Source organism: Enterobacter cloacae complex sp. IR5422 (assembly GCF_049238165.1).
GTDB lineage: Bacteria > Pseudomonadota > Gammaproteobacteria > Enterobacterales > Enterobacteriaceae > Enterobacter > Enterobacter roggenkampii.
Genome location: NZ_JBMKHT010000001.1, coordinates 44,027 through 68,973 on the forward strand (window position 1 = coordinate 44,027; position 24,947 = coordinate 68,973).

Sequence of the window (24,947 nt, forward strand, 5' to 3'; positions counted from 1 at the left end):
TCCAGATCTTACGTTTAGTAGACGGATTTATTGTTATTAACTGACGTAACCGGTTTTTCGATAAAGCGTGCCGCCAGCGCTTCCGCGCCGCGGGCGAGCAGGGTCGTGTCGACCCCGACGGCGACAAACCGCGCGCCGAGTTCAAGATAGCGTTTTGCCAGCGGCTCGTTCGCCATCAGGATGCCGGGGGCTTTACCCGCAGCGCGTATCTGTGCGATCGCCTGTTCAATGGCGGCCTGCACCTCCGGGTGCTGCGGATTGCCGGCAAAGCCCATGTCGGCGCTGAGATCCGCCGGGCCGATAAACACGCCGTCGACGCCTTCCACGTCCAGGATCTGCGGCAGGTTTTTCAGCGCCTCGCGGGTTTCGATCTGCACCAGCACGCACATGGCGTCGTTGGCCTGCTGCAGGTAATCCGGAATACGGTTCCAGCGCGAGGCGCGCGCCAGGGCGCTGCCGACGCCGCGAATGCCCGCGGGCGGGTAGCGGGTGGCACGTACCGCCTGCCGCGCTTCGTCGGCGTTTTGTACCATCGGCACCAGCAGAGTTTGTGCGCCCACGTCCAGCAGCTGTTTGATCTGCACCGGGTCGTTCCACGACGGGCGGACCACCGGCTGGCTGGGATAAGGGGCGATGGCCTGCAGCTGGGTCAGGACGGTCTGCACGCTGTTCGGCGCGTGCTCGCCGTCGATCAGCAGCCAGTCGAAGCCTGCTCCGGCCAGCAGCTCCGCGCTGTAGCTGCTGGTCAGCCCCAGCCATAGCCCAATTTGCGGACGGCCCGCCTTCAGCGCCGCTTTGAATGCGTTTTGCATGGTTATCTCCTAGACAAAGCGGCAGCTGATGGAGCCCATGTTGCCGTAGTCGACGTGGAAGGTGTCGCCTCTGCTGGCGGGCACCGGGCGGGTAAACGAGCCGCCGAGAACGATCTGGCCAGGCTCCAGCTGCACGTCATACGGGGCGAGCTTGTTTGCCAGCCACGCCACGCCGTTCGCCGGGTGGTTAAGCACGCCTGCGGCGACGCCGGTCTCTTCGATCACGCCGTTGCGGTAGAGCAGGGCGGAGATCCAGCGCAGGTCCAGCTCGTCGGGCTTAATCGGACGGCCGCCGAGGATCACCCCCGCGTTGGCGGCGTTATCGGAGATGGTGTCGAACACCTTGCGCGGGCGCTGGGTGTCCGGGTCGACGTTGTGGCAGCGGGCGTCGATCAGCTCCAGCGCGGGGATCACGTAGTCCGTGGCGTTATAGACGTCGAAGATCGTGCAGTTCGGGCCGCGCAGCGGTTTTGCCAGCACGAACGCCAGCTCCACTTCAATGCGCGGGACGATAAAGCGGTCAACCGGGATGTCGCTGCCGTCGTGGAAGAACATGTCGTCCAGCAGCGCGCCGTAGTCCGGCTCGCTAATCTGCGAGCTGGCCTGCATCGCTTTGGACGTCAGGCCGATCTTGTGGCCCTTCAGCACGCGGCCTTCGGCAATTTTCAGGCTGACCCATTCGCGCTGGACGGCGTAGGCGTCGTCGATAGTGATCGTCGGGTAGTCGAGGGAGATCTGGCGGATCTGCTCCCGGGACTGCTCCGCCTGATGCAGACGATGGGCGATCAGGGTATGGGTGTGTTTATCGAGCATGGCGTATCCTTTATGCGGCTGTTGCCGGGTGGCGCTGCGCTTACCCGGCCTACGTTCGAGCCGTTGTAGGTCCGGTAAGCGAAGCGCCACCGGGCGAAAAAGATGTCTACTTAAACAACGCGTGCACGTTGTTTTGTTTGTAATTGAGCGTCGGGTGCAGCTCGTCCAGCTCAAACGACAGCGCCAGATAGCGGCTCGCCATCAGCGCCGCGAAGTGCGTTTTAATCAGCGCAAACAGCATTTCACCGACCTCTTCCCGGCTCTCCAGGCTGCGCCCCGCGCCAATCTTCAGCGTCATATGGACAAAGGCGTAATCGTGCTTGCCGTCGGCCATCTGCCAGGTGTCCAGCCAGTGGGCGCGGCTGCGGATACCGCCGATAGGGAAGATGCCCGTGGCGGCGAGCGCCTCGTTCACTTTGGCGAACAGCCCCGGCAGGTCGGCCTGCTCGCGGATGTTGTCGGTACATTCAGCTATAAAGTGCGGCATGGTGGCTCCTTAGGCGGGCAGCGGGAAAACGGCGTTGACCTGGCCGGTGCCGGAGCTGGCGAACAGCTCGGTGAGAAACTCCACCTTGCCGTCGTATTTGTCCCAGCCGAGCATCCCCAGCAGCATCACCGTGTCGTGCATATTGCCCTCGCCGTAGCAGTAGTCGGCGTACTCCGGCAGCATGCTGCAGAATTCTTTGAACTGACCCTCGCGCCACAGCTTCACCACGCGCTCGTCCATCTGGCGGTCGAACTCCCGGGTGTAGCTGTTCATCCCTTCTTCCGCGCGCTGGTCGTCGATAAAGCGGTGCGACAGCGAGCCGCTGGCGAGCACCGCCACGGTGCCGTCATATTTTTCGATGGCGCTGACGATGGCCTCGCCCAGCCTGCGGCTGTCGGCGAAGTCGTGAACCGTGCAGAACGCCGAGATGGAGACCACTTTGAAGTGCTTATCCGCGTTCATGTAGCGCATTGGCACCAGCGTGCCGTACTCAAGCTTGAGGCTCGGAATGTTGTGCGCTTTGGCGCGCACGCCACGCTTCACCGCCTCGTCGGCGATCAGCTGGCCGAGTTCCGGGTTGCCGTCGTAGTCGTAGGTCATGTCGCGGATAAAGTGCGGCAGCTCGTTGCTGGTGTAGACGCCCGAAAAATGGTCCGCACAGTTGATGTGATACGCGCTGTTCACCAGCCAGTGGGTGTCGAAGACGATAATGGTATCGACGCCCAGCTCCCGGCAGCGCTTGCTGATCTCTTTGTGTCCGTCGATGGCGCCCTGGCGGCAGCCGTGGTTTTTGCCCGGCAGTTCGGAGAGATACATCGACGGCACGTGGGTGATTTTTGCCGCTAACGCTAATTTGCCCATTTTCAGATCCCCCACTTTGGAATCGGATGGTCGCCCATGGAGATGCAGACGTTCTTCATCTCCGCGAATACTTCGAAGCTGTACTCGCCGCCCTCGCGGCCGGTGCCGGAGGCCTTCACGCCGCCAAACGGCTGGCGCAGGTCGCGCACGTTCTGGGTGTTGACGAACACCATGCCGGCTTCAATGCTGCGCGCCAGGCGCAGCACTTTGCTGACGTCCTGGGTCCAGATATACGACGCCAGGCCGTACTCCACGTCGTTGGCCAGGCGCAGCCCTTCCGCTTCGTCCTTAAACGGCAGCAGGCAGGCCACCGGCCCGAAGATCTCCTCCTGCGCCACGCGCATGCGGTTATCAACATCCGCCAGCACGGTCGGACGCAGGAAGTTGCCGCCCTTCAGGTGCGCAGGCAGATCGGTCGGTTTGTCCGGGCCGCCCGCCAGCAGGGTTGCGCCTTCCTCGATGCCGAGGCGGATATAGCCGGAGACTTTTTCCCAGTGCTGCTGGCTGATGAGCGCGCCAATCTGGGTGTTCGGATCGGTCGGGTCGCCCACGCGCAGGCGGCTGGCGCGCTCGGCAAAGCGCTTGACGAATTCCGGGTAGATGCTCTGCTGGATAAAGATGCGCGAGCCCGCGGTGCAGCGCTCGCCGTTGATGGAGAAGATGGTGAACAGGGCGGCGTCCAGCGCGCGCTCGATATCCGCGTCTTCAAAAATCAGCACCGGGGATTTGCCGCCCAGCTCCATGGAGTACTTCTTCAGCCCGGCGTTTTTCATGATGTTGCGCCCGGTGGCGGTGCCGCCGGTGAAGGAGACCGCGCGCACGTCGTGATGCCGCACCAGCGCATCGCCTGCCGTCGCGCCGTAGCCCTGCACCACGTTGAGCACGCCCGCCGGAATACCCGCCTCCAGGGCGAGCTCGCCCAGACGGTCGGCGGTGAGAGGGGAGAGCTCGGACATCTTCAGCACCGCGGTATTGCCTAAGGCCAGACAGGGCGCGACCTTCCAGGTGGCGGTCATAAACGGCACGTTCCACGGCGACACCAGCGCGCAGACGCCCACCGGCTGCACCAGGGTGTAGTTGAGCATCTTGTCGTCGACCGGGTAGGTCTTGCCGTTCATCTGCTGGCACACCTCGGCGAAGAATTCGAAGTTGTGCGAGGCGCGGGGGATCAGCACGTTTTTGGTCTGGTGGATCGGCAGGCCGGTGTCGGCGGTTTCCATGGCGGCGATCTCGGGCACGTTCTGGTCGATCAGATCCCCCAGGCGACGCATCAGGCGCGCGCGCTCCTTCGTCGGCAGGTTGGCCCACTTCGGAAACGCCTCTTTGGCGGCGGCAACGGCCTGATGGATTTCGGCTTCGCCGCCGGAGGCCACTTCTGCCAGGACCTCGCCGGAGGCCGGGTTAGTGGTGTGGAAGTAGTCGCTGCCCGCGACGTTTTTACCGTTGATCCAATGGTTTATCTTTTTCATTTTGCCGTCTCCTCACTCACAATTCGGTTCACCAGGCGTCCCACGCCTTCCACTTCCACCACCACCTCATCGCCCGGCACCACGTCGGACAGCCCCTTCGGCGTGCCGGTGGCAATCATGTCGCCCGGCTGCAGGGTCATAAAGTCGCTCAGGTAGGCGATCAGGTACGGGATGCTGAAGATCAGATCCGCCGTGGTGCCTTCCTGGCGCAGCTCGCCGTTTACGAAGGTGCGCAGGGCGAGGTTGTGCGGGTCGGGAATGGCTTCTTTTGGCACGATGTTGGGGGAAATGGGGGTCAGCCCGTCGCGGCTTTTCACCCGCAGGTTCGGGCGGTAGTAGTTTTCGAGATAGTCACGAATGGCGTAGTCGTTGCAGACCGTATAGCCCGCAACATAGTCCATCGCCTCGGCTTCGCTAACCTTGCGGGCCGTTTTGCCGATGACCACCACCAGCTCCGCTTCATAGTGCATGTACTCGACGTTGTTCGGGCGCACCGAGGTCTGGTTGTCGCCGTTGAAGGTGTTCGGCGCTTTGATAAAGACCAGCGGCTCGGTGGGCGGCTTGAAGTCCAGCTCGCTGGCGTGATCGGCATAGTTCAGGCCGAGGGCAAACAGCGTGGCGTGCGGCGGCGTGCGGTGCGCAATAGTGACGTCGCGCTCGTCCACCACCGGGTTTTCCAGCGGTGGAAACCCTTCTGCCAGAATACGCACGCGATCGCCCGGGCGGATCTCAACGCGGCTGTGCGGGGTACCGAGCAGGATCGCATCGCCGGGATTAAGGGTGGCGAACTCGCTCAGGGCGCTCAGCAGTTCGGCAGCGTTACGCTGCAGATCGGCGGTGTTCCAGTGGTCCGCTTCGCGGCCGTTGATCTCCGTGATGATGGTCAGGCTATCCACGTTATCAACGGCGACCGGTTCGCCGAGCGGGCAGAATCCGTCGCGGCATTTGGCCTTGATGGCCGGGCGGTAGAAGCTCTCTTCCGGCAGGCTCACCTCGTTGGCCAGCGCATATCCGGCGATGTACGCCGCGGCGTCCTCCACGCGCACCTTGCTGGCGGTTTTACCGACCACCAGCGCTACCGTGGCGCCGCTCAGCACCGTTTCCCCCTGCGGGAACGGAATGGGGTCGCCCGCGCGAATCACGGTGTTATGCGGTTTGATAAACCACACCGCCGTTTTCGGCGGCGTGTTGTAGGGGGCTTTTTCAAACGCCTCTCGCCAGGCTTCGCGCGGGCTCTGATGGTTGAGGGCGACGGCAAAGACGGTACCTTTCATTCACATACTCCTCAGGCCGGAGGTCCGGTTTGGATTTCATTAATATGTTAATGATCTGGTTTTATGCTTTTGCTGATTATTTCGCAATCAGAAGTGAAAGATTTGTGATACGAATAACAATAAATTTACATATTGGTTTTTATTGATATTAAAATCAGAGGGTTAATAAAATTAGTGGGTTTCTGTTAGACTTTTTGACGGAAAACGTGTTGTTTATAAAAGCATCTTTTATGAATTGTTTACGTGTTAATGATGTGAAGGGGAGAGGCTATGCATGATTCATTAACCATCGCGCTGCTGCAGGCGCGGGAAGCGGCGATGTCCTACTTCCGCCCGATCGTGAAGCGCCATAACCTGACCGAGCAGCAGTGGCGCATTGTGCGCGTGCTGGCTGAACATCCGTCGATGGATTTTCACGATCTGGCGTTTCGCACCTGCATTTTGCGCCCGAGCCTCACCGGCATTCTGACGCGCATGGAGCGCGACGGCCTGGTGCTGCGCTTAAAGCCGCTGAACGACCAGCGCAAGCTGTACGTCTCGCTGACCAAAGAGGGCAATGCGCTGTATGAGCACGCCCAGGCGCAGGTGGAGGAGGCGTATCAGCAGATTGAGGCGGAATATACGCCGGAGAAGATGAAACAGCTGACGGCGCTGCTGGAAGAGTTTATTGAACTCGGAAACCGACATAACGCAGCGCGGGAAGAAGAGTAAAAACCACAAATTTCAGGATGAATTTCGTAAAGTTTTCCCTTTCCAGGCCGAAAATTCTGTATCTGTCTGAGGAAAGAGAAAACATGTTAAACCGTATCAAGATTGTCACCAGCTTAATGCTGGTTTTAGCGATATTTGGCCTTTTACAACTCACATCCGGTGGTCTTTTCTTTAATGCTCTGAAGAATGACAAAGAGAATTTCACCGTCCTGCAAACCATTCGCCAGCAACAGTCCACGCTGAACGGCAGCTGGGTAGCGTTGCTGCAAACCCGTAATACCCTGAACCGCGCGGGTATTCGCTACATGATGGATCAGAGCAATATCGGTAGCGGCGCGACCGTGAACGATTTGATGCAAATCGCGTCTGCGTCTCTAAAACAGGCGGAAAAAAACTGGGCTGCCTACGAAGCCCTGCCGCGCGATCCGCGTCAAAGCGATGCGGATGCCATGGAGATCAAGCGTAACTATGATATTTACCACGGCGCGCTGGCGGAGCTGATCCAGCTGCTGGGCGCGGGCAAAATCAACGCCTTCTTCGACCAGCCAACCCAGAGTTACCAGGACGGTTTTGAGAAGCAGTACGTGAGCTACCTGCAGCAGAACGACAAGCTGTACCAGATGGCGGTCGAAGACAGCAACAGCTCCTACAGCCAGGCTATCTGGGTGCTGATCGGCGTCCTGATTGCCGTGCTGGTGGTGATTGTGGCCGTCTGGCTCAACATCAAGCAGACGCTGATCTCCCCGCTGAATCGTCTGATCGACAACATTCGCCATATCGCCAGCGGCGACCTGGTGAAGCGCATTGAGGTTCAGGGCACCAACGAGATGGGTGAACTGGCCGACTCGCTGCGCCATATGCAGGGCGAACTGGTGCGTACCGTTGGCGACGTGCGTAACGGCGCGAATGCGATCTACAGCGGCGCGAGTGAAATCGCGATGGGCAACAACGACCTCTCCTCCCGTACTGAACAGCAGGCCGCTTCCCTGGAAGAGACCGCTGCCAGCATGGAGCAGCTGACGGCGACCGTTAAGCAGAACGCCGAGAACGCCCGTCAGGCGAGCCATCTTGCGCTGAGCGCCTCTGAAACCGCGCAGAAAGGCGGCAAAGTGGTGGACAACGTGGTGCAGACCATGCGCGATATCGCGGGCAGTTCGCAGAAAATTGCCGACATTATCAGCGTGATCGACGGCATTGCTTTCCAGACCAACATCCTGGCACTGAACGCGGCGGTAGAAGCGGCGCGTGCGGGCGAGCAGGGCCGTGGTTTTGCGGTGGTGGCAGGTGAAGTGCGTAACCTGGCCCAGCGCAGCGCCCAGGCGGCACGCGAGATCAAGAGCCTGATCGAAGACTCCGTGGGCCGCGTGGAAGTGGGTTCAACGCTGGTCGAAAGCGCCGGTGAAACCATGGGTGAGATCGTGAATGCGGTCACCCGCGTCACGGACATCATGGGTGAAATCGCCTCTGCGTCTGACGAGCAGAGCCGCGGTATCGACCAGGTCGGTCTGGCGGTGGCAGAGATGGATCGCGTGACCCAGCAGAACGCCTCGCTGGTGGAAGAGTCTGCCGCAGCGGCAGCCGCACTGGAAGAGCAGGCAAGCCGTCTGACGCAGGCCGTGGCGGTGTTCCGCATTCAGCAGGAGCAGATGAAAGCGCGTGAGTTCGCTTCTGCGAAAACCGTTGCAGCACCGGCGATGGCGCGTAAAACGGTTACCGCTGATGCTGGTGATAACTGGGAAACGTTCTAACCCGTATGTTGTGCCGGGTGGCGGCTGCGCCTTACCCGGCCTACGGTTTGTGGCTTTTGCCGGGTGGCGGCTGCGCCTTACCCGGCCTACGGTTTGTGGTTTTGTAGGCCCGGTAAGCGCAGCGCCACCGGGCGATATTACAGAGGCAGGCGCATGGCGCAGCGCGTTTCATACGCGAAACCGTGCGCTGTCTCTTCTTCCCTTTTCTGACGCAGTTCAGGCGTCAGCGTCGTTATTTTTTCAAACCCCAGCCGCGCATAGAACGGCGCATTCCACGGGACGTTCCTGAACGTCGTCAGCGTCAGCGCGGTCAGCCCCCTTTTACGGGCGCAATCTGCCACGCAGGCGATGAGCTGCCTGCCGATCCCTTTTCCCTGCCAGTCCAGATCAACCGAGAGTTCGACAATAAACAGTGAAGACGGATGGGCTTCGGCAAGGATAAACCCGACGGGCTGGTCGTTTGCCAGCGCCAGCCAGCTTAACCCGCGTTCGACATAGCCGAGGTGTTGCTCAGCGGAAATGACCTCGCCATCGGCAAGCCAGGCGAGTGCCGGGAAGTCACGGAAGCGCCCGGCCGCCGCGCGTTCAATGGCGGGCAGGGCGGCAATGTCGTTGAGGGTGGTGGGGCGAATGCGAAGAGTCATGGCGGCAAGTATAGCCTGACCCGTCGACATTATTCCGAGCAGATCAGCACCGGCGAATAGAAATTGCTGATCACCAGCGCGTCTTCCGGCGTGCGCTCTATTGTCAGGAGCCTTTTATTGCCCAGCGTCAGGCCGGCAACGTATTTTTCAAAGACCCCGGGCGGCATGGCGTCATGGCTAAAACGCTCCACTTTTTGAATAGCGATCTCATACAGTTCGCCCTCCACGTGACGCCATTTAAACATCTCCTGGCGGGAAACCTCCCAGCTGCGTGGGGCATTCACCACGCTGCCGTTAACCGTGATGTACCCGGTTTTGTCGGGATGAAAACGCATAATGATCTCACCGTCAAAGGTGAAATCGTGGTTGTCGCGCCGGTCGGAAAAGGTCAGGTTTCCGTCGCAGGCCACCGACAGCGGGGGCGTGTGAAAGTACCACGCCAGCACGGTGCCCAGCAGCAGCAGGTTGAGGATCAGGATTAGCCAAACTTTTTTGTGTCTCATCATCACCACTCGTAATAGTAAAGCGTACGACAGGCGCTGGCTTTACCCTGCGTGAGGGAACATTGGGAGAGCACCAGCCGCCCTTCGTGGCCGTAGAAAAGCGTTCTCTGAATGTGCATGTAGAAAATTGAATTTTTCAGGCACGGAAGATGGCCGTCCTTCTGAAGCGTTTGCGCCAGCGCTATTGCCTTCCCGTGAAATACGTCCGCCAGCGGCGTAAAGGTGTAGACCGGGCAGGTGCCGATATGCGTCAGCAGATGGATCTCCCTTTGTGAATTTTCTGGCTTGATCAGCGCGATCCAGAGGCATAGCGCAACGACGACCAGCGTGAGCGCGCCGCAGAACAGCCATTCAGGGCGAACGCGCCATGCAGGTTTCGCCGTTTCGGCGGTCGGCGGGGCCTCCTCCAGCGGAGTGACCGTAACGTCCGCGCTGAGCATAAAGCCCGTTTTCGGTACGGTAACGATAAGCAGCGCGTCGGGAAGCAGGGCCGCCAGCATCTTGCGCAGAATGCTGATGTACTGGTTTAAGGAGTTGTTAGACCCCTGAAGCCCTCGCCGATCCCAGACTTCCTGGAGAAAGGTTTCCCGTTCAACCACGTTCCCATGATGCTGAACCAGCAGCTTCATGATGGTATTGGCCGTACAGGTGAGGAGCTGCGCATCCTCATCCGGCGCATTGATAAGAGAAACAGAACCGTCCTCGTCGTTATAGACGATGGCGTCAGCAAGCAGGTATTTCATAAGTTGTTGTAATAAAAACAGAGATAAAAAATAAAAAGAGAAGGTCTACGCCTTCCGGGCTGCATTGCTGGCTATTTTAACGCCACTGTTACCGATAACATTGATCCAGACAGGATTTTGGGTGGTTTAATAAGTCAGCGTGATAATCACGTCATCAATAAATTCCCCGGTACCGGTTAGCGGCTGTGCCGGGACCTCGCCGTAAACGGTGTAGTTCTGGGTGCCGCCAGCGGGATTGGTGACCTGCAGCGCATCGCCGCTGCTTTGATCTCCCCAGCGTTGCGTGGCCGCCTCATCCTGCCAGAGCCCGTAGCGCAGGCACTGGCCCTCGTTGTTGCAGAGCTGCCGCTGATTACCGCTGGCATGGTTGCCTTTGCCCATGGCAAGGGTGAATGCGGTTCCGGCCGGGCAGCGCGTGGTCAGGGTGGCGGTGGAACGCGTCGGACGCAGGGTCGCGGTGCTGGTCAGGGTGCCGAAGTTAAGGGGCGTCACGCGCTCGATGTAGCATCCCTGGCTGATTTCGGCCTGCGCGCTGGTGCCGCCCTGCACCTGCTCCCCCTCTGCGGAACCGTCCGAGCAGTTTTGCAGGGCATCCTGACGCAGGGCGCTGTGCCAGGCGATGCGCAGATTCATGTTGTAGTTGTAATAGTGGTAGGCCGGAAGCTGGCTTTGCCCTGCCGGAATGGTGGCGATAAGCGGAAAGGTACCGCTGACGTTGGCATTGCTTTGCGCGGCCAGAGTCTGCTGAATCAGGTTCCCGCTGCTGGCAGGCCCCAGCTCCTGAGAGCGTGCTGCGCCGTTCAGCAGGCGGAAGAGGAGGGTGTACTGTTTTCCTTCCTGGTCCCCCGGCGAGATCATCTCAAAGGGCGGGGCGTCTACGCTGCTCAGGCAGACGTTGAGATATTCCGTCCTGCCCTCGTTGTCGGCCTGGCAGCTAAACTTGACCTCGGTGTTGACGGAGGTGGTATTGCCCGCCACGACGTTGCCAAAGTTAATGGCGGGCATGGAGGTTATCCAGCAGGCTGCCGCCATCGCCTTTACGGACAGGACGAGCAGCAATAATAACGGCGCTCTTAATGACACAGTTGTTCTCCCATATTCTGTATAGATGATGCGGTACGGGGCGCCGGAAGCGCGACCCGGCACTCTCCCTCACCGGTCTTCACCACCAGTTCACCCGGCAGGGGCGGATCTTCAAGCCAGATAAAGCCATCGCGGCCCACGATGGTGGCACCCTGCGGCGTTGACACGACGCTGCCCAGCGGGAGCGGCCTGCGGCGGCTGTCGACCAGCCGGGCCTGAACCGTGACGGCGTGATGGACGTTAAAATCGACTTTGACCGCGCTGTTGTTGCCCGGCCTGGCATGCATGTCGGTGACGGGGGCGATCACATCGGCAGGCAGATCGAGCGGGTTAATGCTGACTTTGCTGTTGTGGTAGCGCGGCAGGTCGGTCAGCAGAAGATAACCGTCCTCATCCGTTTCACCGGCCGGACGGTTTTCCAGCATCACCGGTACGTGCCCAATGCCGTGCGTGGAGACCAGCGCCATGCCCTGCTGGATGTAGCGCAGCGCGTGCAGGCTGCAGTCCAGCAGCGTCAGGCTCCCTTCGGCTGAGGCGTACTGGTTGCGCTGGCTGGCACCTTGCTGCAGCCCAACGTGCCATTCGCCCGCGCGGCCCAGATAGCCTGCGTCTGCATATCTTTCACGTCGTTCGCCAAAGCCCTGGCCCAGCTCCCATGACCAGCCGCCGGCCTCATCGTCCGGCTGGTGGCGGTAATCCATGCGTGGTTTATCCCGGCTGGCCTGAACGGAGAGCGTGTCCTCGCGACCCAATGGGACGGAAAGCAGTAGCTGAACCTGACTCGACGCATCCGTAAACGAGCGGGTATAGCTCAGCGTGGTGGAGATGTGTGCCGGCAGCGACACCGACCAGGAGGCATTGAGGTAGCGCTGCGTGCTGCCCTGAATGTTCTGCTGTACCCAGCCCGCGCCCAGGGTGCCGAAGTGGGGGACGGACTGGCTTACCCAAACGCTGTCGCTGCGTCTGACGGGGGCGGCACCGCTCATGCGGGCGTTGTCGGCGAAATCCGCCTCGGTGCGGACGGTGCTGGCAGAAATGCCCGTTCCTCTGCCGTTCCACTGCCAGCCGAGGCCCCACTGAACGCCCTGACCGTAAGGGCTGTCGCTCACGGCAACGTGCTGGCTAACCACCCCTACGGCGGGAGAGACCAGCCAGTCAGCGCCCGTGCCCACGTTGTGCAGCCTGCGCTGCTGCTCCGTATGCAGTGCCAGCGTCAGGTGATTATTCACCCCATAGCGCCAGCCCGCGTCCAGCAGCGGCGAGGCGGCATAGTCGTCGGAGTGCAGGGCGTAGTTTTCCCGCATCCAGCCGATGTCCAGCGAACCGCTGCTGAGCCCTTCCGCCAGCATGCCCGGCGCGCCGTAGAGATCGAGCTGTACGGTGCGACGCTGGCCGTTGATATCGGTAATGACCACCTCCGCCTGCCCGCTTCCGGTGAAGGAGGGCAGGGTATCCAGCAGAAAGTCACCCGGCGTGACGCGCTGGCTGCTCTGCTTAAGGCCGTCGATATACAAATCGACCGTGGAAGGCAGTACGGCCGTGTCGCTGTAGCGGCTGCGCGGTTCAGTATTGAGTTGCGGATTGAGCTCAAAATTACGTGCCCAGTGCAGCCCGCCAAAGCGCACCTGTCGGCTCCAGCGGGCGCCAGTGGTGATGCTGTCGCCCAGCGCCAGCGTGGTCAGCGAGTCGGTGTTGTCCCACTGCCAGCGGGTTTCGAGACGCGTGTGGGTCGGTCGACCGGCGCTGTTTTCCTCCCCGGCATGGCTTGAGAAACTGCTGCTGAACGTTCCGGGTAATCCTCCGGATGCGGTCAGCATGGTCTGGGCGTTGAGCTGGCGCTTCCCCTGCACATCGCTGGCGTAGAGCGCGTATCCGAGCGTATAGGCGCTGACGGGTTGTGCATCAGGGTAGCGATACATCGGCGCGGGCTTTGAGGCGGTGAGATGCTGCTGGCCCTCGAGCGCCTCTGCCTCAGCGGTAATCGACACCTGCTGGGACAGCACGTCGAGATTAACCTTCAGGCCCGGCAGGGACGTCAGCTCAACCCATTCGGCACGATCGTCCGGGGCGTGAAGCCCCAGCTTTTTCATGTCGCTGTGGCTTATCCATAACGCATTATCCACCACCCGGCAGGCCCAGAGCTCGCCTCGCGGGGCGTGGTTCACGGTAATGGCCAGCCATTGTACGGTGTCGGCGGGTTCAGTCCGGGCTGACAGCATGAGCGGTAGCCAAAACAGGAGCGCGAGAAGCGAGCGGGCGCAGGGGTATCTGGCTGGCATGGTGGTCATCATTGAGATAGACGCGCAGCGTGCTGAGCGCGTGACGTGAAGCGTGTTTAAGCGGCAAAAGGGCGGTTTGTCCCGGGAGCACATAGCCCGCCAGGCCTTTAATCGACCCTACAACCTGCCCATCGGCCGTCAGGGCCTCAAGGTGGCTGAGACGGATGTGGCGGTTTCCGGCGTTAAAGCAGCGAAGGGTGGCCGGTATTTCAGACTGCTCACAGCTCAGGGCATCGTGGCTGACGGGCGCGCTCTGGTTCCCGGCAATAAACACCGGAATCGAGTAGCGCAGCAGGAAGTGCACCGCGGTGGGATTGGCGGCACGGGACGTGGCGTCCGGCAGTTCGTCGATAACCAGCCGGTAACTTTGCTCCTGTGCACGGATGCCGGGCTGCATGACGATAATACGCACCAGCTGCTGCTGGCCCGGCGCCAGTGATGTCATCGCCGGGCTGCTGACCACCTCCCCGGTGGCCAGCAGAACATCTTTACCGTTTTTTTGCGTCCATTCGTACACCCGAATCTGCGCATGGATGGCCGCTTTCCCACTGTTAGTGAGATAGACCGCCGCTGCCCGCTGGTCGCTCTGCAGATCGAGCGTTACCGGGGCCACCTGAAGCGTGGCGGCCAGCGCGTAGCGTGACAGCAGCGCCAGCATCATGAGCCACAGAATGAAGCAGGAAAGATAGCGACGCACGATCAGTACTCCAGTTTTAACGTGATATCGTCGCTGTAGGTACCTGCCTGGGCGGTTGTCAGCGCCCCGGCGTCAATCACGCCATACAGCGTTTCTTCCTGTTCCGCACCGTTGCCGGTATCGTCCAGGCCATTCGTGCCGGTGATTTGCGTCTGTTTGCCTTCGTCAGCAAAGAGTTTCCACGCAATCTTCTGCGCGCCCGTGTCGCCGTTTTCCGGCTTCAGCCAGAAGGTTCCATTTTCGCCGTCGTTGCTGGTGGCGGTCAGAGTGAACGGCGTGCCGTTGGTACAGACGATATCGACCTGCGTTTTGGCCTGGATTTCGCTCGACTCATCGGAGCCGTGACGCGAGAAGTTGAGGTCGTTGGCTTTGAGGGTGCACGACTTCACGACCTCAAGTGATACGTGCATCGTCGCGCTTGCGGTGCTGTCTGCGGCGATCGCAGCAGCAGGAAGCAGGAGAACGGAACAACATACAGCGGTGGGAATAATTTTCATGATCTTATTTCCTGACGTGAGTAACAGTGCAATTACAAAGCGAATGACTGAGCGTCCAGCAGGCAGCGTTTTTGATGGAATGCCGCCAGGTTGTGGCAGCAACAAGTGGGGCAAGGCCATAAACAGGCATTGCCGCGCAGAACGATGACCATATCGCCAGCATTCGGAATGAGAGGGGTCATTTTCTGCCCCACAGATAGCCCTGGCCGTAATCGGCCGCGCTGGCGCGGGCCAGTGCGAAATCACCTGCGGTTTCAATGCCTTCGATCAGCACCTTGCTGGCGACGCGCTTGCACTGGCGGGTGAGATGCAGAAACTTCGCCTGCTCGGTCCGTCCGTTCCAGAAGGTATGTTTGTCAATTTTGATGCCGCAGAAGCGGATCTGGCTGGTCAGAAGTTCGGGAAGAAGGTCTTCGCAAACATCGTCTGCCCACACTTCTATCCCCCACTGATGGAGCGTTGCGATGCATTTCCGCAGCGCCCGGCTTTGCGTATCGTCGAGTTGTACCATCGAATGGAGATCGGTGACCTCGATAGCAAGTCTCTCCGGGCAGGGTGTTTCTTCTTTGAGCCTGTCGAGGAAGTCCGTGTCCAGCAGTAAATCCGATGTCGCATTGAGGTAATACTTGTCGCCATCCTTGCAAAACATGGCGTGACGAAGCTGCGCAAAGAAGTGCGCTTTACGCTGGGTCGCGGTCATCGAGCCAAAGTAATCTTCAAGATTGACGTGGGGCTTTGCCGTGGACAATACCTCCCAGGCAATCACATTTTCACTGCGCAGTGCCCGGATGGATTCGAACTTATAGCCGGTTAGCATGATAAAAGTGCGTAACGCTCCGTGGTGATTTCAGGAGCTGCACATTTTATAGATTTGGTTTTTGACAGGATATTTATAGATAAAAATGGCTTATATAAAGTGTTTTTATCTATTTTATAAGATTTATAAAGGATTATTTATTTTCATAAGCGCCCGGCAGAACGCCGGGCGCGACGCGCATTAACCCGCTTTGCTGATGATTTTGATTTCGACCATGCCAATTCCGATCTCGCGCGGCGAATGCCCAAGGATATTTCCCTCATTCGTGGACTGCGGGTCCGGCGGTACAATCACCAGGGTATTGCTGCGCGAAGGATTCTCAAAATGCAGCGTTTGTGTGCTCACGTCGTTTCCAAGCGTTAACGTCTGCTCCCGATCGCCCACGCGCACGGGTACGGGCTTGTTAGCATTAGGCCCATAGGCCCTGGCGGTGATCACCAGATCAAATTGTTCCGGCAGGGGATGGGTGTACTCAATTTTCACCTCATTGCCCAGCTGCGCGTTGGACCAGCGTCCCCAGGACTCCGGCCGCGAGATGCCGCTAAACTGTTTCACTTCCTCCGGCGCGCCGGCCACGTTAAAGATAAAGCTGTCCGCTTTGTAGCGAATATCGTTGTCGACGATTTTCAGCATATCGACGTTACGCTGATAGCGCGCGGTATCTATCACCGTATCTTTAAAGGCGGTTTTGCCCTTCCACTGCGCCTTATCCACGTGCTGAACGGTTTGCTCTCCGCCAAGCTGGCCCTGCGAGACGCACCAGTCGGTCGAGAGCGCCAGCGGCTGCGACCAGAGCTGGCCCATTTTGTAGCACCGGTCGACCCAGACGAAGTTATCGCGTGGCGCAAAATCGGCCAGCTGGTAGCGCAGCGGCGCGGAATACTCGCTTTCCGGCAACGGCTCAACGCGTCCTTCCGAGACGCGCAGCAGCAGCGGCAGACGGAAGTTGCTGCCCGAGAAGGCAATGGTGTTTTTATCCCGATCGACGGTGAAGTCCTTCATCTCTTTCGGGAAGTTCCACAGGCGGATGATGTCTGGCTTCCAGGCGAGAATTTTTTCCTTCATGTTGAGGAACACTTCCGACAGGGATTGCCCCGACAGCGTGCTGCGGCCCAGGCCAATAAAGTTGTCGCCGCCCAGAATGTCCAGCACGGTGGCGCCGTTATCCATGGAGTTGCGTTTGGTGGCGATCTCCTCCTGCTGCGGCTTGTCGCCGCGCAGGACGAAGAACAGGTTGCTGCGATCCTGCTTGTTGAGCTGATCCCACGCGCTGTTTTTCATCGCCAGATGGTCAGATGAGACGACGATGACGGTATTTTTAAACCAGGGCGAGGCTTTGATTTTCTCGACCAGTGCGGCGATGTGCTCCTGACTGCAGGTGACGGCGCTGAACGATTTGTTGTTTTTGCCATCAATCTCATAGCTTTTGCGCTTGCAGGTGCGCGAGACAAACCCGTCCGGATGGTGGGTGTCCACCGTCAGCGCAAAGAGAGAGAAACGCTTGCCCGCGCGGGACAGCTCCTCGAATTTCTTCCAGGTTTCGTCGAGTACCGTATCGTCATAGAAGCCCCAGTCGTTGCGGTAGCTCGGATCGGCAACCGTCGTTTTTAACTCTTCTGAGCCGTACAGGTGGTCAAAACCGTGGGATTTCAGGAACACATCTTTTCCGGCGAAGCGCAGGTTTGCTCCCTGCATAAAATAGTTTTCGTAGCCGGAGTTTTTCAGGATATCGCCGAGGCAAATATTCTGCGGGAAGAAGGTCGACATGGAGGCTGAGGCGTTACCTTCAAAAGGCGCGAACAGCGGGATACCACACTGGGAGGCAACCATCCCGGCAATCGTATAATCCGTGCCGGGCAGCTGCATGGTGTGGCTGAAATCGAGACCTTCATTTTTCAGCGCGCCCAAATCTGGCGTCAGGTCCGGGAAGGCATCGTTATCAAAGTAGGTGCGCTCCAGGCTTTCACCGTAGATATAGACGAGATTGAGCGTCGGGTTGGCGATCGTTTTCGACGGCTCTTTGTAGTAAGCCGCGAAATCCGGATCGCCATCGCGCGACTGGGATTTCACCAGCTCGGTGATCTGATGGAACGCCGGGCTGGCGTCGACGGAGGCCAGCGCCAGGAATAACGCCAGCAGGCTGTAGCCATGATGGTGCGGATGATGGCGACGGCGACGCAGCACCCAGGCCAGCGCGCCAAAAATCATCACCAGCGCGACGATAAGGCCGAGCCCCGGAAGTATGTACTTACCCACACCTGCGCCCGTCAGGCTGTTCGTCAGGGTGTAGAGCACCGCATCGTTAATACCGTCACCGGTAAAGTAATCGCTGGCGTATAAGGTAATGTTTAAAATAATAAAAATGCCGAGCACCACCAGCGTGGCGATAAACCACCAGGTGTGACGGCCGGCTTTCCAGGCGTAAACGCCGACAGAAGCCAGAAAAAGGATAAGAGACAAGAATTCTGACAACAGCATATCCTCATGACGCCAGGTGCTTCGCTGGCTAACTGTTTATTTTTTGGGTGATACAATGTAATTGCGATGTCGTTAAGCTGCAATTTTAGTGTCACGAAAGTGTGCTGTTGTTAGGATTTGGTTTAGAAAATCGTTTTTATGAAGATGTGCACATCCTGACAAACGGACGCTGAGACGGTGGCAGGCAGGAAAAACGCTCATTTAGCGCCGCGCTGCAAGACTATCGTACTAAACGCGGCGTGTTGTGGCAGAAAATGGGGTGGATCAGGAGATGAAATTAACGCCTTGTTTCAGCACCAGATCGCAGGCTTTGGTTTTCACCTGTTTGGCCAGAGAAGAGTTGCCGAGGGTGCTCAGGTTAAGCTGCTGACCGTTCTGCGCGTTAAGCAGGCCCTGAATGCCGTCCATGTAGTTGGTGTCCGCTTTTTGCTCCTGGGTATCCAGACCCAGTTTACCCAGCACCTGGTTTTTCACGTTTTGCGCGTCGGTCACGGAGGCCAGCTTTTGCTTCGCGCAATATTCCAGAATCCCCGCCGCGTTGTTCATCGTCCCCGCACTGAGGCTCTGGGAACTGTTGCCCAGCAGGCTGGTGAGGGAAGAGGCGGAAAGTCCGCCCTGCGTGCTGCTGCTCTCTTTGGTCAGCTCATTTGCTGCGCTTGACAGGGATTCCTGCCAGGACGCCGCCTGCGCTGCGCCGGTTACCAGCAGCGCGCCTAAAAAGGTGCTGATTAGAATCTGTTTTTTCATCATGGCTCTCTCAAAAAGGTCCGTTTTGGGCCGAAGGGGTTCCAGTATATACCTGCGACCTGTCGGCGATTCCTGGAACTGTCTTAATACTCTTTCCCGGTGACGCGGCTGCGGTAACTGTCCCAGTCGAAGATGACATACAGGCTGTTACCCAGCTTCATGCGGTCCATGACGCGTTCCCCCAGCAGGCGGGTCATCTCGTCGATATTATGGTTCGTCAGCATGCCGGTAGGGCGCTTGGACGAGGAGCGGCGATCGACAATCTGGTTGATGATCACTTTTTCATAGCGGGATTCCGTCTGAACGCCAATCTCATCGATGACCAGCAGGTCGACGTTACTCAGATCGTTAAGCAGCTGTTCTTCGCTGGTTTCACGGTTGCTGAAGGTGTCTTTCATCGCGGACATGATATCGGCCACGGTGATGATGAGGACCGATTTACCGCGCAGAAGCAGCTCGTTGCAGATGGCGGCAGCAAGGTGGTTTTTGCCGGTGCCCGGCTTGCCGCTAAAGATGAAGCTGGTGATATTGCCGTCGAATTCATCCACGTACTGACGCGCGGCGGCGAGCGCGTTCATCTGCCCGGTGGTCTCAATTTTATAGTTATCGAACGAGCAGTTCTGGTGCAGGGGACGAATACCGGAACGGTTAAAGGTGCGCTGCATTTTCATCGCCCGATTTTCGCGGGCGAGCGCGGCGGCGCGGATCTTGCCTTGCTCTTTTTGCCACGCCAGCAGCTCTTCACCGGTGGTGAATGCAGGCTTCACGTTGGCAGGCATCATTTTTTGCAGACGTTTCATCAGGTCGCCGACGTTCTTCATTTCGCACCTCGGAATCCGCTGGGGATCTGTTTATCCGGTTCTGAAAAGGCATTGATATCACGTTTTGGCTGGCCGTTGTTGCCAGCGCGGGTAATCTGGAGATGACGCGCGAGCTTTTGCTGCCACTGAATATGGGTGAACACTTTACCCTCCGCCTGCCACCAGGCGGTAAACGCGGCAAGCTCTTCCGCTGTGGCGGGTTGGGTTAACGCAATGCCCCACAGCGCGGCCTGCCGCTGAAAATCTGCATCCGGCTGCCAGCCCGCATAGAGGGCAAATTTACCCATCGGAACGGTCACGGGAACGTTAACCGGTTCATCAAAGAACTGGGTATCCAGCGTGACATCGCTTGCCGGGCGTGCCAATTGCGCTTCGATCTCCAGAAGCTGTGCCAGACGTTCCGGTGTGATTGCGTAAAACGCTGGCGCGTTGTCGGCAAAAACCGCAACCGTGCCGCCTTCGGCGTGGGTCAACACACCGCGTGGGTCGCGCATAAAGGCATCAATACCAGCAATGCTGGTGGTCAGAATTCTGGAGGACATAACGCTTACTCTACTGATTACTACGGGCGTGATATGGGCTTATGGTAGCACAGAGAGGGGAAAGGAAAGGAGGGGATTTCCCCGGTGGCGCTGCGCTTACCGGGGCTACAGTCGTAGGCCGAATAAGCGCAGCGCCATCAGGCAGTTATCACGCAATGATGTTCAGCGTGACGTCGATGTTGCCGCGGGTCGCGTTAGAGTACGGGCAAACAATGTGTGCCGCATCGACCAGCTTTTTAGCTTCCGCAGGATCCATACCTTCAACATGGATGTTCAGTTTTGCTTCGATACCAAAACCGGTAGGCAGCGGACCAATACCCACTTCGCCTTCAATAAAGGCATCTTTTGGCAGGGTAAATTTGTCGCGTGCCGCCACGAACTTCATCGCGCCCAGGAAGCAGGCAGAGTAGCCCGCGGCAAACAGCTGCTCAGGGTTCGTCACCTCTCCACCCATGCCGCCCATCTCTTTTGGCACACCCAGTTTGACGTCCAGTACGCCATTGGAGGAGGTGGCACGGCCGTCACGGCCACCGGTGGCTTTTGCTTTGGCGGTATAAACAACTTTTTCTAAAGACATGGCAGGTTCCTCATTTTGTTTTAATGCGTGCTATTAAATAGCGTGCTATATATATAGGTAAATAATGACGCGTAAAGTATAGCGTTACGCGCGGTGTAGCTGTTGTCGCAAAAGTTCGAGCTGCTGTTTGAGTGCCAGCAAGGTGTCTGTATCACACTGCGCTGCGCAACCTACCGCATGGGGAATACCCAATGCCTGCTGCTGGAGTTCACGTCCCGCTTCACTCAGGGTGACGGCGACCTGACGCTCGTCTTTGCGCGAACGGTGGCGGTTGATGAGCCCGGCGCTTTCCAGACGTTTCAACAGCGGCGTCAGGGTCGCAGAGTCAAGAAACAGCCGTTCACCGATGTCCGACACCGTCATATCATCCTGCTCCCACAGCACCAGCATCACCAGATATTGCGGGTAGGTCAGGTTCAGCGGTGCCAGCAGCTGCCGGTACAGCTTGTTAAGCGCCAGGTTTGCCGAATAGAGGGCAAAGCAGAGCTGGTTATCCAGCTTGAGCGCAGCGGTTGCATCGTTCGTTTTCGCGTTCATGAGATGAATATAGGTAGTGTGCGATTTAATTGCAAGCAATTTTATGGGCAGGTGTAACGGAGCGCCACCTGAACGGCCATTTTACGGTAGTGCTGGCGCTGCGCCTGCTCGTCTGCGCCTTCTTCAAACAGCAGCGTAAAGGTGTAGCTGTTGGCAACGTAGTGAAAGCTGAAGCTGCTTATCAGACGATGAAGATCGCGGGCGTCAACCGTCTCACTGAAGAGCTGTTTTTCTTTCCCCCGGCGCAGGATCTCCTCCAGCAGATCGAGCGCGCTGCGGTTGACCTGGCGGAGATAGCTCGACTGCTGCATAAAGCGGCCGCGCTGCATGTTTTCCATGCAGATAATCCGGATGTAGTCAGGGTGGTCGGCATGATAGTCAAAGGTGGCTTCAACCAGATTGACCAGCGCTTCGACCGGGGGCATTCCCGTCAGGCTTAGCGCTTTTTCGCTGGCGCGAATCTGGGTGTAAACATGTTCAAGTACGAGGAGATAGAGGTTCTCTTTATTCTTGAAATGGTAAACCACCATGCGTTTGGTGGTGCCCGCTTTCTCTGCGATCTGCTCCATCCGTGCACCGTTCAATCCATACTCGGCAAAAAGCGCGATGGCGCTCTGAAAGATTTTCTCTTTCAGGCTGGATTCTTCACTGTGCTCGGGGTGTTCGCTGCCAGGGTTAGCCACATCCTTTCCTTATTTTCACCAAACGGACCAGACGGATTATCTCCACGGCAGCGAAATAACACAAATATCAAACGCGTGGGCGTTTACGGTACAGCCACAGGCCGGGGATCGACAGCCCGATGGAGAGCGCGCCGACGATGGACGAGGCCTTAAGAAAGTTGCTGAGAAGAAGGATCATCTGAGGCTCGGTATAGCCGAAATGGCTGATTTTCACCGCGGAAATCATCGCGGTATAGGCCGATATCCCCGGAAACATGGGGATCACGGCCGCAACGGTGAATACTTTGGGATGCGCCAGATACCAGCGCGACCACTGGATGCCGATACTGCCGACCAGCATGGATGCCATAAATGTTGACCATTCGATATTAAAACCCGCCGTCATCATCACCATTCGCGAGCCATGGCCTATCGCGCCCAGCAGCGCACACCACGGCAGCGCGCGTTGCGGTACGTTAAATACCATCGCGAAGCCGACGGCAGGAATGGCGGCCAGAAGCATGTCCTGAGCGAGCGCCAGCAGAAAATCGATCACGCCCATCCGCGTAACCCCCAAAGTGTCATGGCCATGACCACGCCGATGCAGGTCGCCAGCGTCAGCAGGCTGGCGATAGCCCAGCGAGCCAGGCCGGTATTGATGTGCCCTTTAAACATGTCGGCGACAGCGTTGATCAACGGAAAGCCCGGGACCAGCAGAAGCACGCTGGCGGCCATGGCAACGGTCGGCGTGTTGGCAAACTGCGGCAGGCGCAGCAGCAGACCGGAAACCGTAGTGGCGACAAACGCGGTAATGCAGAAGTTAATTTGCGGATGCAGCTGCCGATGCGTCAGCAGCTGGCGAACATACATGGCGATACTGCTGGCGAAAAAGGTGATGATTGCACCGTCCCAGCCGCCTTTGTTGAGCTTACAAAAGCAGGCGCACGAGAGCCCTACCATCACCACGACGAGCCAGCGCGGATAACGTAATGGCTTGATCTGGTTGAACCGTTTTTCAATGTCACTGAGATCGAGAAGCTTATGTTCTGCAAGGATGACAATGTGCTGCACTTCGGTCACGACGTGCATGTTGATGCCGCGGTCATGGTTTTTGCGCGTTGAGGTCAGGCACTGACCGTCCTTGATTGTGGTCAGCACAATGGCGTTGGATGAGATTGCGCTTTCGACGCTGTCCATCCCTAGCGCCAGCCCCAGCCGGGTGGAAAGCTCCTCAACCAGCGCGCTTTCCGCGCCGTGCTGGAGCAGAAAAAGACCGCACTGAATACATAGCCGCGTGATAGCACGCTGCGTTGACCGCTCTGCCTGCATGTATTGTCCTGAAAAAAGATGGATAGCTATCTGTTAACCCATAGTGGGTACTTTTAGCACAGAGTGCAGTCCCTCTTGCTGTGGGCCAGATCAAGGTTTGTGCAAACAGTTGCGGTCCGTGTCGTGGAAGAGGGAATGGATTAATTTATCAATACCGTGAATTATAAATACCAAAATATAAAATATTTGTATTTAGTTATTCTAATTTTATATTGTCGTTATTTTAATGTCTCCACAATTAATTTTTGTTTCGCTTTGTGAGATATTACTGCTGTTTAGGCATTTCTTAAACTAAGCATACATCTCATCTTCTGCTTGTATTAACCAGTCTTACACTCAGGGACGAAAATACTCATACGTTGATGCGTTTTAACGTTACTCATCAAATGAAAAATGGACACGGAGGGTCTATGTTGTCATTGCATGGTAAGCATGGCGTTGTCATTAGCCGGATGCCCGTGATGCAAAACGGGTTAGGGGGCCTGATGGCACGTCATTTCCCCGAATTTGAATTGAGCTATTGCCGCTCATTGCAGGAATTAACGCTGCTCCAGTTGCGCCGCGCGGACGTCATTATTGCCGATATTTCAGGCGAATACAGAAACCCTCGGGGTGCGCTTGAAGAGTATTACGGTTTATTGAATCAATACCGGGATATTCACTGGATCTTTTTAGTCTCGCGGCCGCTTTACCCTATTGCGGTTGAGTTACTTATGCGCCCGGAAAGCACGTTGCTTTCTGACATGGAGCCTATTGAAGGCGTGGTTAACGCTATTCGGGCCGGTAGCGAGCGGGCAGAGCGGATTAGCCAGACGTTATTAACTCCGGAACCACAGAGTACGGAGAATGAAAATGAACACGTTATCGCGCTCACGCACTCCGAACGTAAGGTCCTGCGTCTGTTAGGGAAAGGATGGGGGATTAACCAAATCGCCACATTGCTCAAGAAGAGCAATAAAACCATCAGTGCGCAGAAAAACAGTGCGATGCGACGGCTGTCATTACGAAGTAATGCGGATATGTATGCCTGGATCAACAGTACACAGGGAATGAGAGAGCTGAGTTTGCTATCAGCCTATGGAGAGTTCGAGGAATGGAAAAAACCGATTCAACAAGACATATCGCCATCATCGAAAATTGCGCGATGAGTGCCGTCGGGCTACAGCATCTTTTTGCGATGCCCGGCCTGAGCCATTATCAGCTACACCTGTTTAGTGAATTTGACAGTTTTAAGAATGCACTTCATCACGTTAATTTTTTCTCGCTGATCTACTCCCTTTCCGATGCGCGAGAGGAGCGCCGTAACTGCCTGGCGCACCTGCGGGATCTGGCGTTTACGCACGGTCATATCCAGCGCATCATTTTGGTTTCTGACGAGATGGAAGCACGGCTAATTAGCCATCTTTCGCCATCGCGCCTGCACGGAGTAGTCAGTAAATCGGTGACGCTTGAGCATCTGCAGAAGGAACTTGTGGAGTTGCTGAGCGAAACGCTGCGCATCAATGACAATATGCTGAATCACTGGTACCGGAGTCAGAACAGGATGCTAAGCCCCACAGAACGGGCAATATTGCGTTATATGTCCTGCGGGTATTCCATCCCTGAAATCGCGGCACAGCTTGAACGGAATATTAAGACCATTCGGGCACATAAGTTTAATGCGATGGTGAAACTGGGCGTAAATTCAGACGTAGGGTTGCTCGATGCGGCGGATATTATTACGCATCTTCCTGCAAGAGAGCCGCAATGTTTGGCTCTCCTCACGCCCACATTTTTATAACCCGTCTTTTGCGCGCCAGATACACTCTGGCGCGTC

The 24,947-nt window shown here is 57.6% G+C and carries 27 protein-coding genes; 4 read left to right on the plus strand and 23 right to left on the minus strand.

Going from position 1 to position 24,947, the window contains the following annotated elements; all coding sequences use genetic code 11:
* Window positions 1-14: 14 nt before the first annotated feature.
* The 6 genes from hpaI to hpaG all read right to left on the minus strand — a co-directional run bounded on the left by hpaI (window position 15) and on the right by hpaG (window position 5,716).
* Complete coding sequence (hpaI, locus tag ACOTXT_RS00220) at window positions 15-812, minus strand: 4-hydroxy-2-oxoheptanedioate aldolase (protein ID WP_055321632.1); 798 nt, start codon at window positions 810-812, stop codon at window positions 15-17.
* A gap of 9 nt (window positions 813-821) precedes the next feature.
* Window positions 822-1,625: a 2-oxo-hept-4-ene-1,7-dioate hydratase gene (gene hpaH, locus ACOTXT_RS00225; RefSeq protein ID WP_021240607.1), complete on the minus strand. Its 804-nt coding sequence runs from the start codon at window positions 1,623-1,625 to the stop codon at window positions 822-824.
* Between the two features lie 106 nt (window positions 1,626-1,731).
* Window positions 1,732-2,112: a 5-carboxymethyl-2-hydroxymuconate Delta-isomerase gene (locus ACOTXT_RS00230; RefSeq protein ID WP_008502110.1), complete on the minus strand. Its 381-nt coding sequence runs from the start codon at window positions 2,110-2,112 to the stop codon at window positions 1,732-1,734.
* A 9-nt stretch (window positions 2,113-2,121) separates the two neighbouring features.
* Window positions 2,122-2,973, minus strand: a complete 852-nt coding sequence (hpaD, locus tag ACOTXT_RS00235) for a 3,4-dihydroxyphenylacetate 2,3-dioxygenase (protein ID WP_008502109.1) — start codon at window positions 2,971-2,973, stop codon at window positions 2,122-2,124.
* A 2-nt stretch (window positions 2,974-2,975) separates the two neighbouring features.
* Window positions 2,976-4,442, minus strand: a complete 1,467-nt coding sequence (gene hpaE / locus ACOTXT_RS00240) for a 5-carboxymethyl-2-hydroxymuconate semialdehyde dehydrogenase (RefSeq protein ID WP_055321631.1) — start codon at window positions 4,440-4,442, stop codon at window positions 2,976-2,978.
* The gene (hpaG, locus tag ACOTXT_RS00245; protein WP_333165408.1) at window positions 4,439-5,716 is read right to left on the minus strand and encodes a 4-hydroxyphenylacetate degradation bifunctional isomerase/decarboxylase; all 1,278 of its coding nucleotides are present in this window, start codon (window positions 5,714-5,716) and stop codon (window positions 4,439-4,441) included. Before hpaG ends, hpaE begins: the two co-directional genes overlap by 4 nt.
* Window positions 5,717-5,986: 270 nt before the next feature.
* Here hpaG and hpaR point away from each other — a divergent pair, with 270 nt between their 5' ends.
* Both hpaR and tsr read left to right on the plus strand, forming a co-directional pair.
* Entirely contained in the window at window positions 5,987-6,427 is a 441-nt protein-coding gene (hpaR, locus tag ACOTXT_RS00250) for a homoprotocatechuate degradation operon regulator HpaR (protein WP_008502106.1), read from the plus strand.
* An 83-nt stretch (window positions 6,428-6,510) separates the two neighbouring features.
* A complete protein-coding gene (gene tsr / locus ACOTXT_RS00255) occupies window positions 6,511-8,175 on the plus strand; it encodes a methyl-accepting chemotaxis protein (protein WP_023293346.1) in 1,665 nt (554 codons plus the stop codon).
* A 137-nt stretch (window positions 8,176-8,312) separates the two neighbouring features.
* On the opposite strand, the gene ACOTXT_RS00260 is transcribed toward tsr, so the two are convergent.
* The 17 genes from ACOTXT_RS00260 to ACOTXT_RS00340 form a co-directional block, all read right to left on the minus strand.
* Window positions 8,313-8,819: a GNAT family N-acetyltransferase gene (locus ACOTXT_RS00260; protein ID WP_055321629.1), complete on the minus strand. Its 507-nt coding sequence runs from the start codon at window positions 8,817-8,819 to the stop codon at window positions 8,313-8,315.
* A 29-nt stretch (window positions 8,820-8,848) separates the two neighbouring features.
* Window positions 8,849-9,322 carry a hypothetical protein gene (locus ACOTXT_RS00265; RefSeq protein WP_032635519.1) on the minus strand — a complete coding sequence of 158 codons (474 nt, stop codon included), beginning with the start codon at window positions 9,320-9,322 and terminating at the stop codon, window positions 8,849-8,851.
* Between the two features lie 2 nt (window positions 9,323-9,324).
* Window positions 9,325-10,065 carry a winged helix-turn-helix domain-containing protein gene (locus ACOTXT_RS00270; RefSeq protein WP_023326651.1) on the minus strand — a complete coding sequence of 247 codons (741 nt, stop codon included), beginning with the start codon at window positions 10,063-10,065 and terminating at the stop codon, window positions 9,325-9,327.
* A 126-nt stretch (window positions 10,066-10,191) separates the two neighbouring features.
* A complete protein-coding gene (locus ACOTXT_RS00275) occupies window positions 10,192-11,148 on the minus strand; it encodes a Csu type fimbrial protein (RefSeq protein WP_025912122.1) in 957 nt (318 codons plus the stop codon).
* Window positions 11,139-13,427: a fimbria/pilus outer membrane usher protein gene (locus ACOTXT_RS00280; RefSeq protein WP_333165403.1), complete on the minus strand. Its 2,289-nt coding sequence runs from the start codon at window positions 13,425-13,427 to the stop codon at window positions 11,139-11,141. The genes ACOTXT_RS00275 and ACOTXT_RS00280 overlap by 10 nt, the downstream gene beginning before the upstream one ends.
* Window positions 13,348-14,124, minus strand: coding sequence for a fimbrial biogenesis chaperone (locus ACOTXT_RS00285; protein WP_055321626.1), 777 nt, complete (start codon window positions 14,122-14,124; stop codon window positions 13,348-13,350). The genes ACOTXT_RS00280 and ACOTXT_RS00285 overlap by 80 nt, the downstream gene beginning before the upstream one ends.
* Before the next feature lie 2 nt (window positions 14,125-14,126).
* Window positions 14,127-14,621, minus strand: coding sequence for a Csu type fimbrial protein (locus tag ACOTXT_RS00290; protein ID WP_008502098.1), 495 nt, complete (start codon window positions 14,619-14,621; stop codon window positions 14,127-14,129).
* A 178-nt stretch (window positions 14,622-14,799) separates the two neighbouring features.
* Entirely contained in the window at window positions 14,800-15,438 is a 639-nt protein-coding gene (locus ACOTXT_RS00295; protein ID WP_021240598.1) for an EAL domain-containing protein, read from the minus strand.
* A 180-nt stretch (window positions 15,439-15,618) separates the two neighbouring features.
* Window positions 15,619-17,910 carry a phosphatidylglycerol--membrane-oligosaccharide glycerophosphotransferase gene (gene opgB, locus ACOTXT_RS00300; protein ID WP_032676075.1) on the minus strand — a complete coding sequence of 764 codons (2,292 nt, stop codon included), beginning with the start codon at window positions 17,908-17,910 and terminating at the stop codon, window positions 15,619-15,621.
* A gap of 270 nt (window positions 17,911-18,180) precedes the next feature.
* Window positions 18,181-18,663, minus strand: a complete 483-nt coding sequence (locus tag ACOTXT_RS00305) for a DUF2501 domain-containing protein (protein ID WP_021240596.1) — start codon at window positions 18,661-18,663, stop codon at window positions 18,181-18,183.
* Between the two features lie 83 nt (window positions 18,664-18,746).
* Window positions 18,747-19,484, minus strand: coding sequence for a DNA replication protein DnaC (dnaC, locus tag ACOTXT_RS00310; protein WP_333165397.1), 738 nt, complete (start codon window positions 19,482-19,484; stop codon window positions 18,747-18,749).
* Complete coding sequence (gene dnaT, locus ACOTXT_RS00315) at window positions 19,481-20,026, minus strand: primosomal protein DnaT (RefSeq protein ID WP_021240595.1); 546 nt, start codon at window positions 20,024-20,026, stop codon at window positions 19,481-19,483. The genes dnaC and dnaT overlap by 4 nt, the downstream gene beginning before the upstream one ends.
* A gap of 148 nt (window positions 20,027-20,174) precedes the next feature.
* Window positions 20,175-20,603: an organic hydroperoxide resistance protein gene (locus ACOTXT_RS00320; RefSeq protein WP_333165394.1), complete on the minus strand. Its 429-nt coding sequence runs from the start codon at window positions 20,601-20,603 to the stop codon at window positions 20,175-20,177.
* An 84-nt stretch (window positions 20,604-20,687) separates the two neighbouring features.
* Window positions 20,688-21,140: a MarR family winged helix-turn-helix transcriptional regulator gene (locus ACOTXT_RS00325; protein WP_023293337.1), complete on the minus strand. Its 453-nt coding sequence runs from the start codon at window positions 21,138-21,140 to the stop codon at window positions 20,688-20,690.
* A 41-nt stretch (window positions 21,141-21,181) separates the two neighbouring features.
* Window positions 21,182-21,823: a TetR family transcriptional regulator gene (locus ACOTXT_RS00330; RefSeq protein WP_008502090.1), complete on the minus strand. Its 642-nt coding sequence runs from the start codon at window positions 21,821-21,823 to the stop codon at window positions 21,182-21,184.
* Between the two features lie 67 nt (window positions 21,824-21,890).
* Entirely contained in the window at window positions 21,891-22,364 is a 474-nt protein-coding gene (locus ACOTXT_RS00335) for a threonine/serine exporter (RefSeq protein WP_020885295.1), read from the minus strand.
* Entirely contained in the window at window positions 22,355-23,131 is a 777-nt protein-coding gene (locus ACOTXT_RS00340) for a threonine/serine ThrE exporter family protein (RefSeq protein WP_021240591.1), read from the minus strand. Before ACOTXT_RS00340 ends, ACOTXT_RS00335 begins: the two co-directional genes overlap by 10 nt.
* A 410-nt stretch (window positions 23,132-23,541) precedes the next feature.
* Between ACOTXT_RS00340 and ACOTXT_RS00345 the strand changes: the two genes are divergently transcribed.
* Both ACOTXT_RS00345 and bglJ read left to right on the plus strand, forming a co-directional pair.
* A complete protein-coding gene (locus ACOTXT_RS00345; RefSeq protein WP_008502087.1) occupies window positions 23,542-24,279 on the plus strand; it encodes a helix-turn-helix transcriptional regulator in 738 nt (245 codons plus the stop codon).
* On the plus strand, window positions 24,276-24,911 hold the full coding sequence (gene bglJ, locus ACOTXT_RS00350; protein WP_032622978.1) for a DNA-binding transcriptional activator BglJ: 636 nt from the start codon (window positions 24,276-24,278) through the stop codon (window positions 24,909-24,911). The genes ACOTXT_RS00345 and bglJ overlap by 4 nt, the downstream gene beginning before the upstream one ends.
* Window positions 24,912-24,947: the final 36 nt, after the last annotated feature.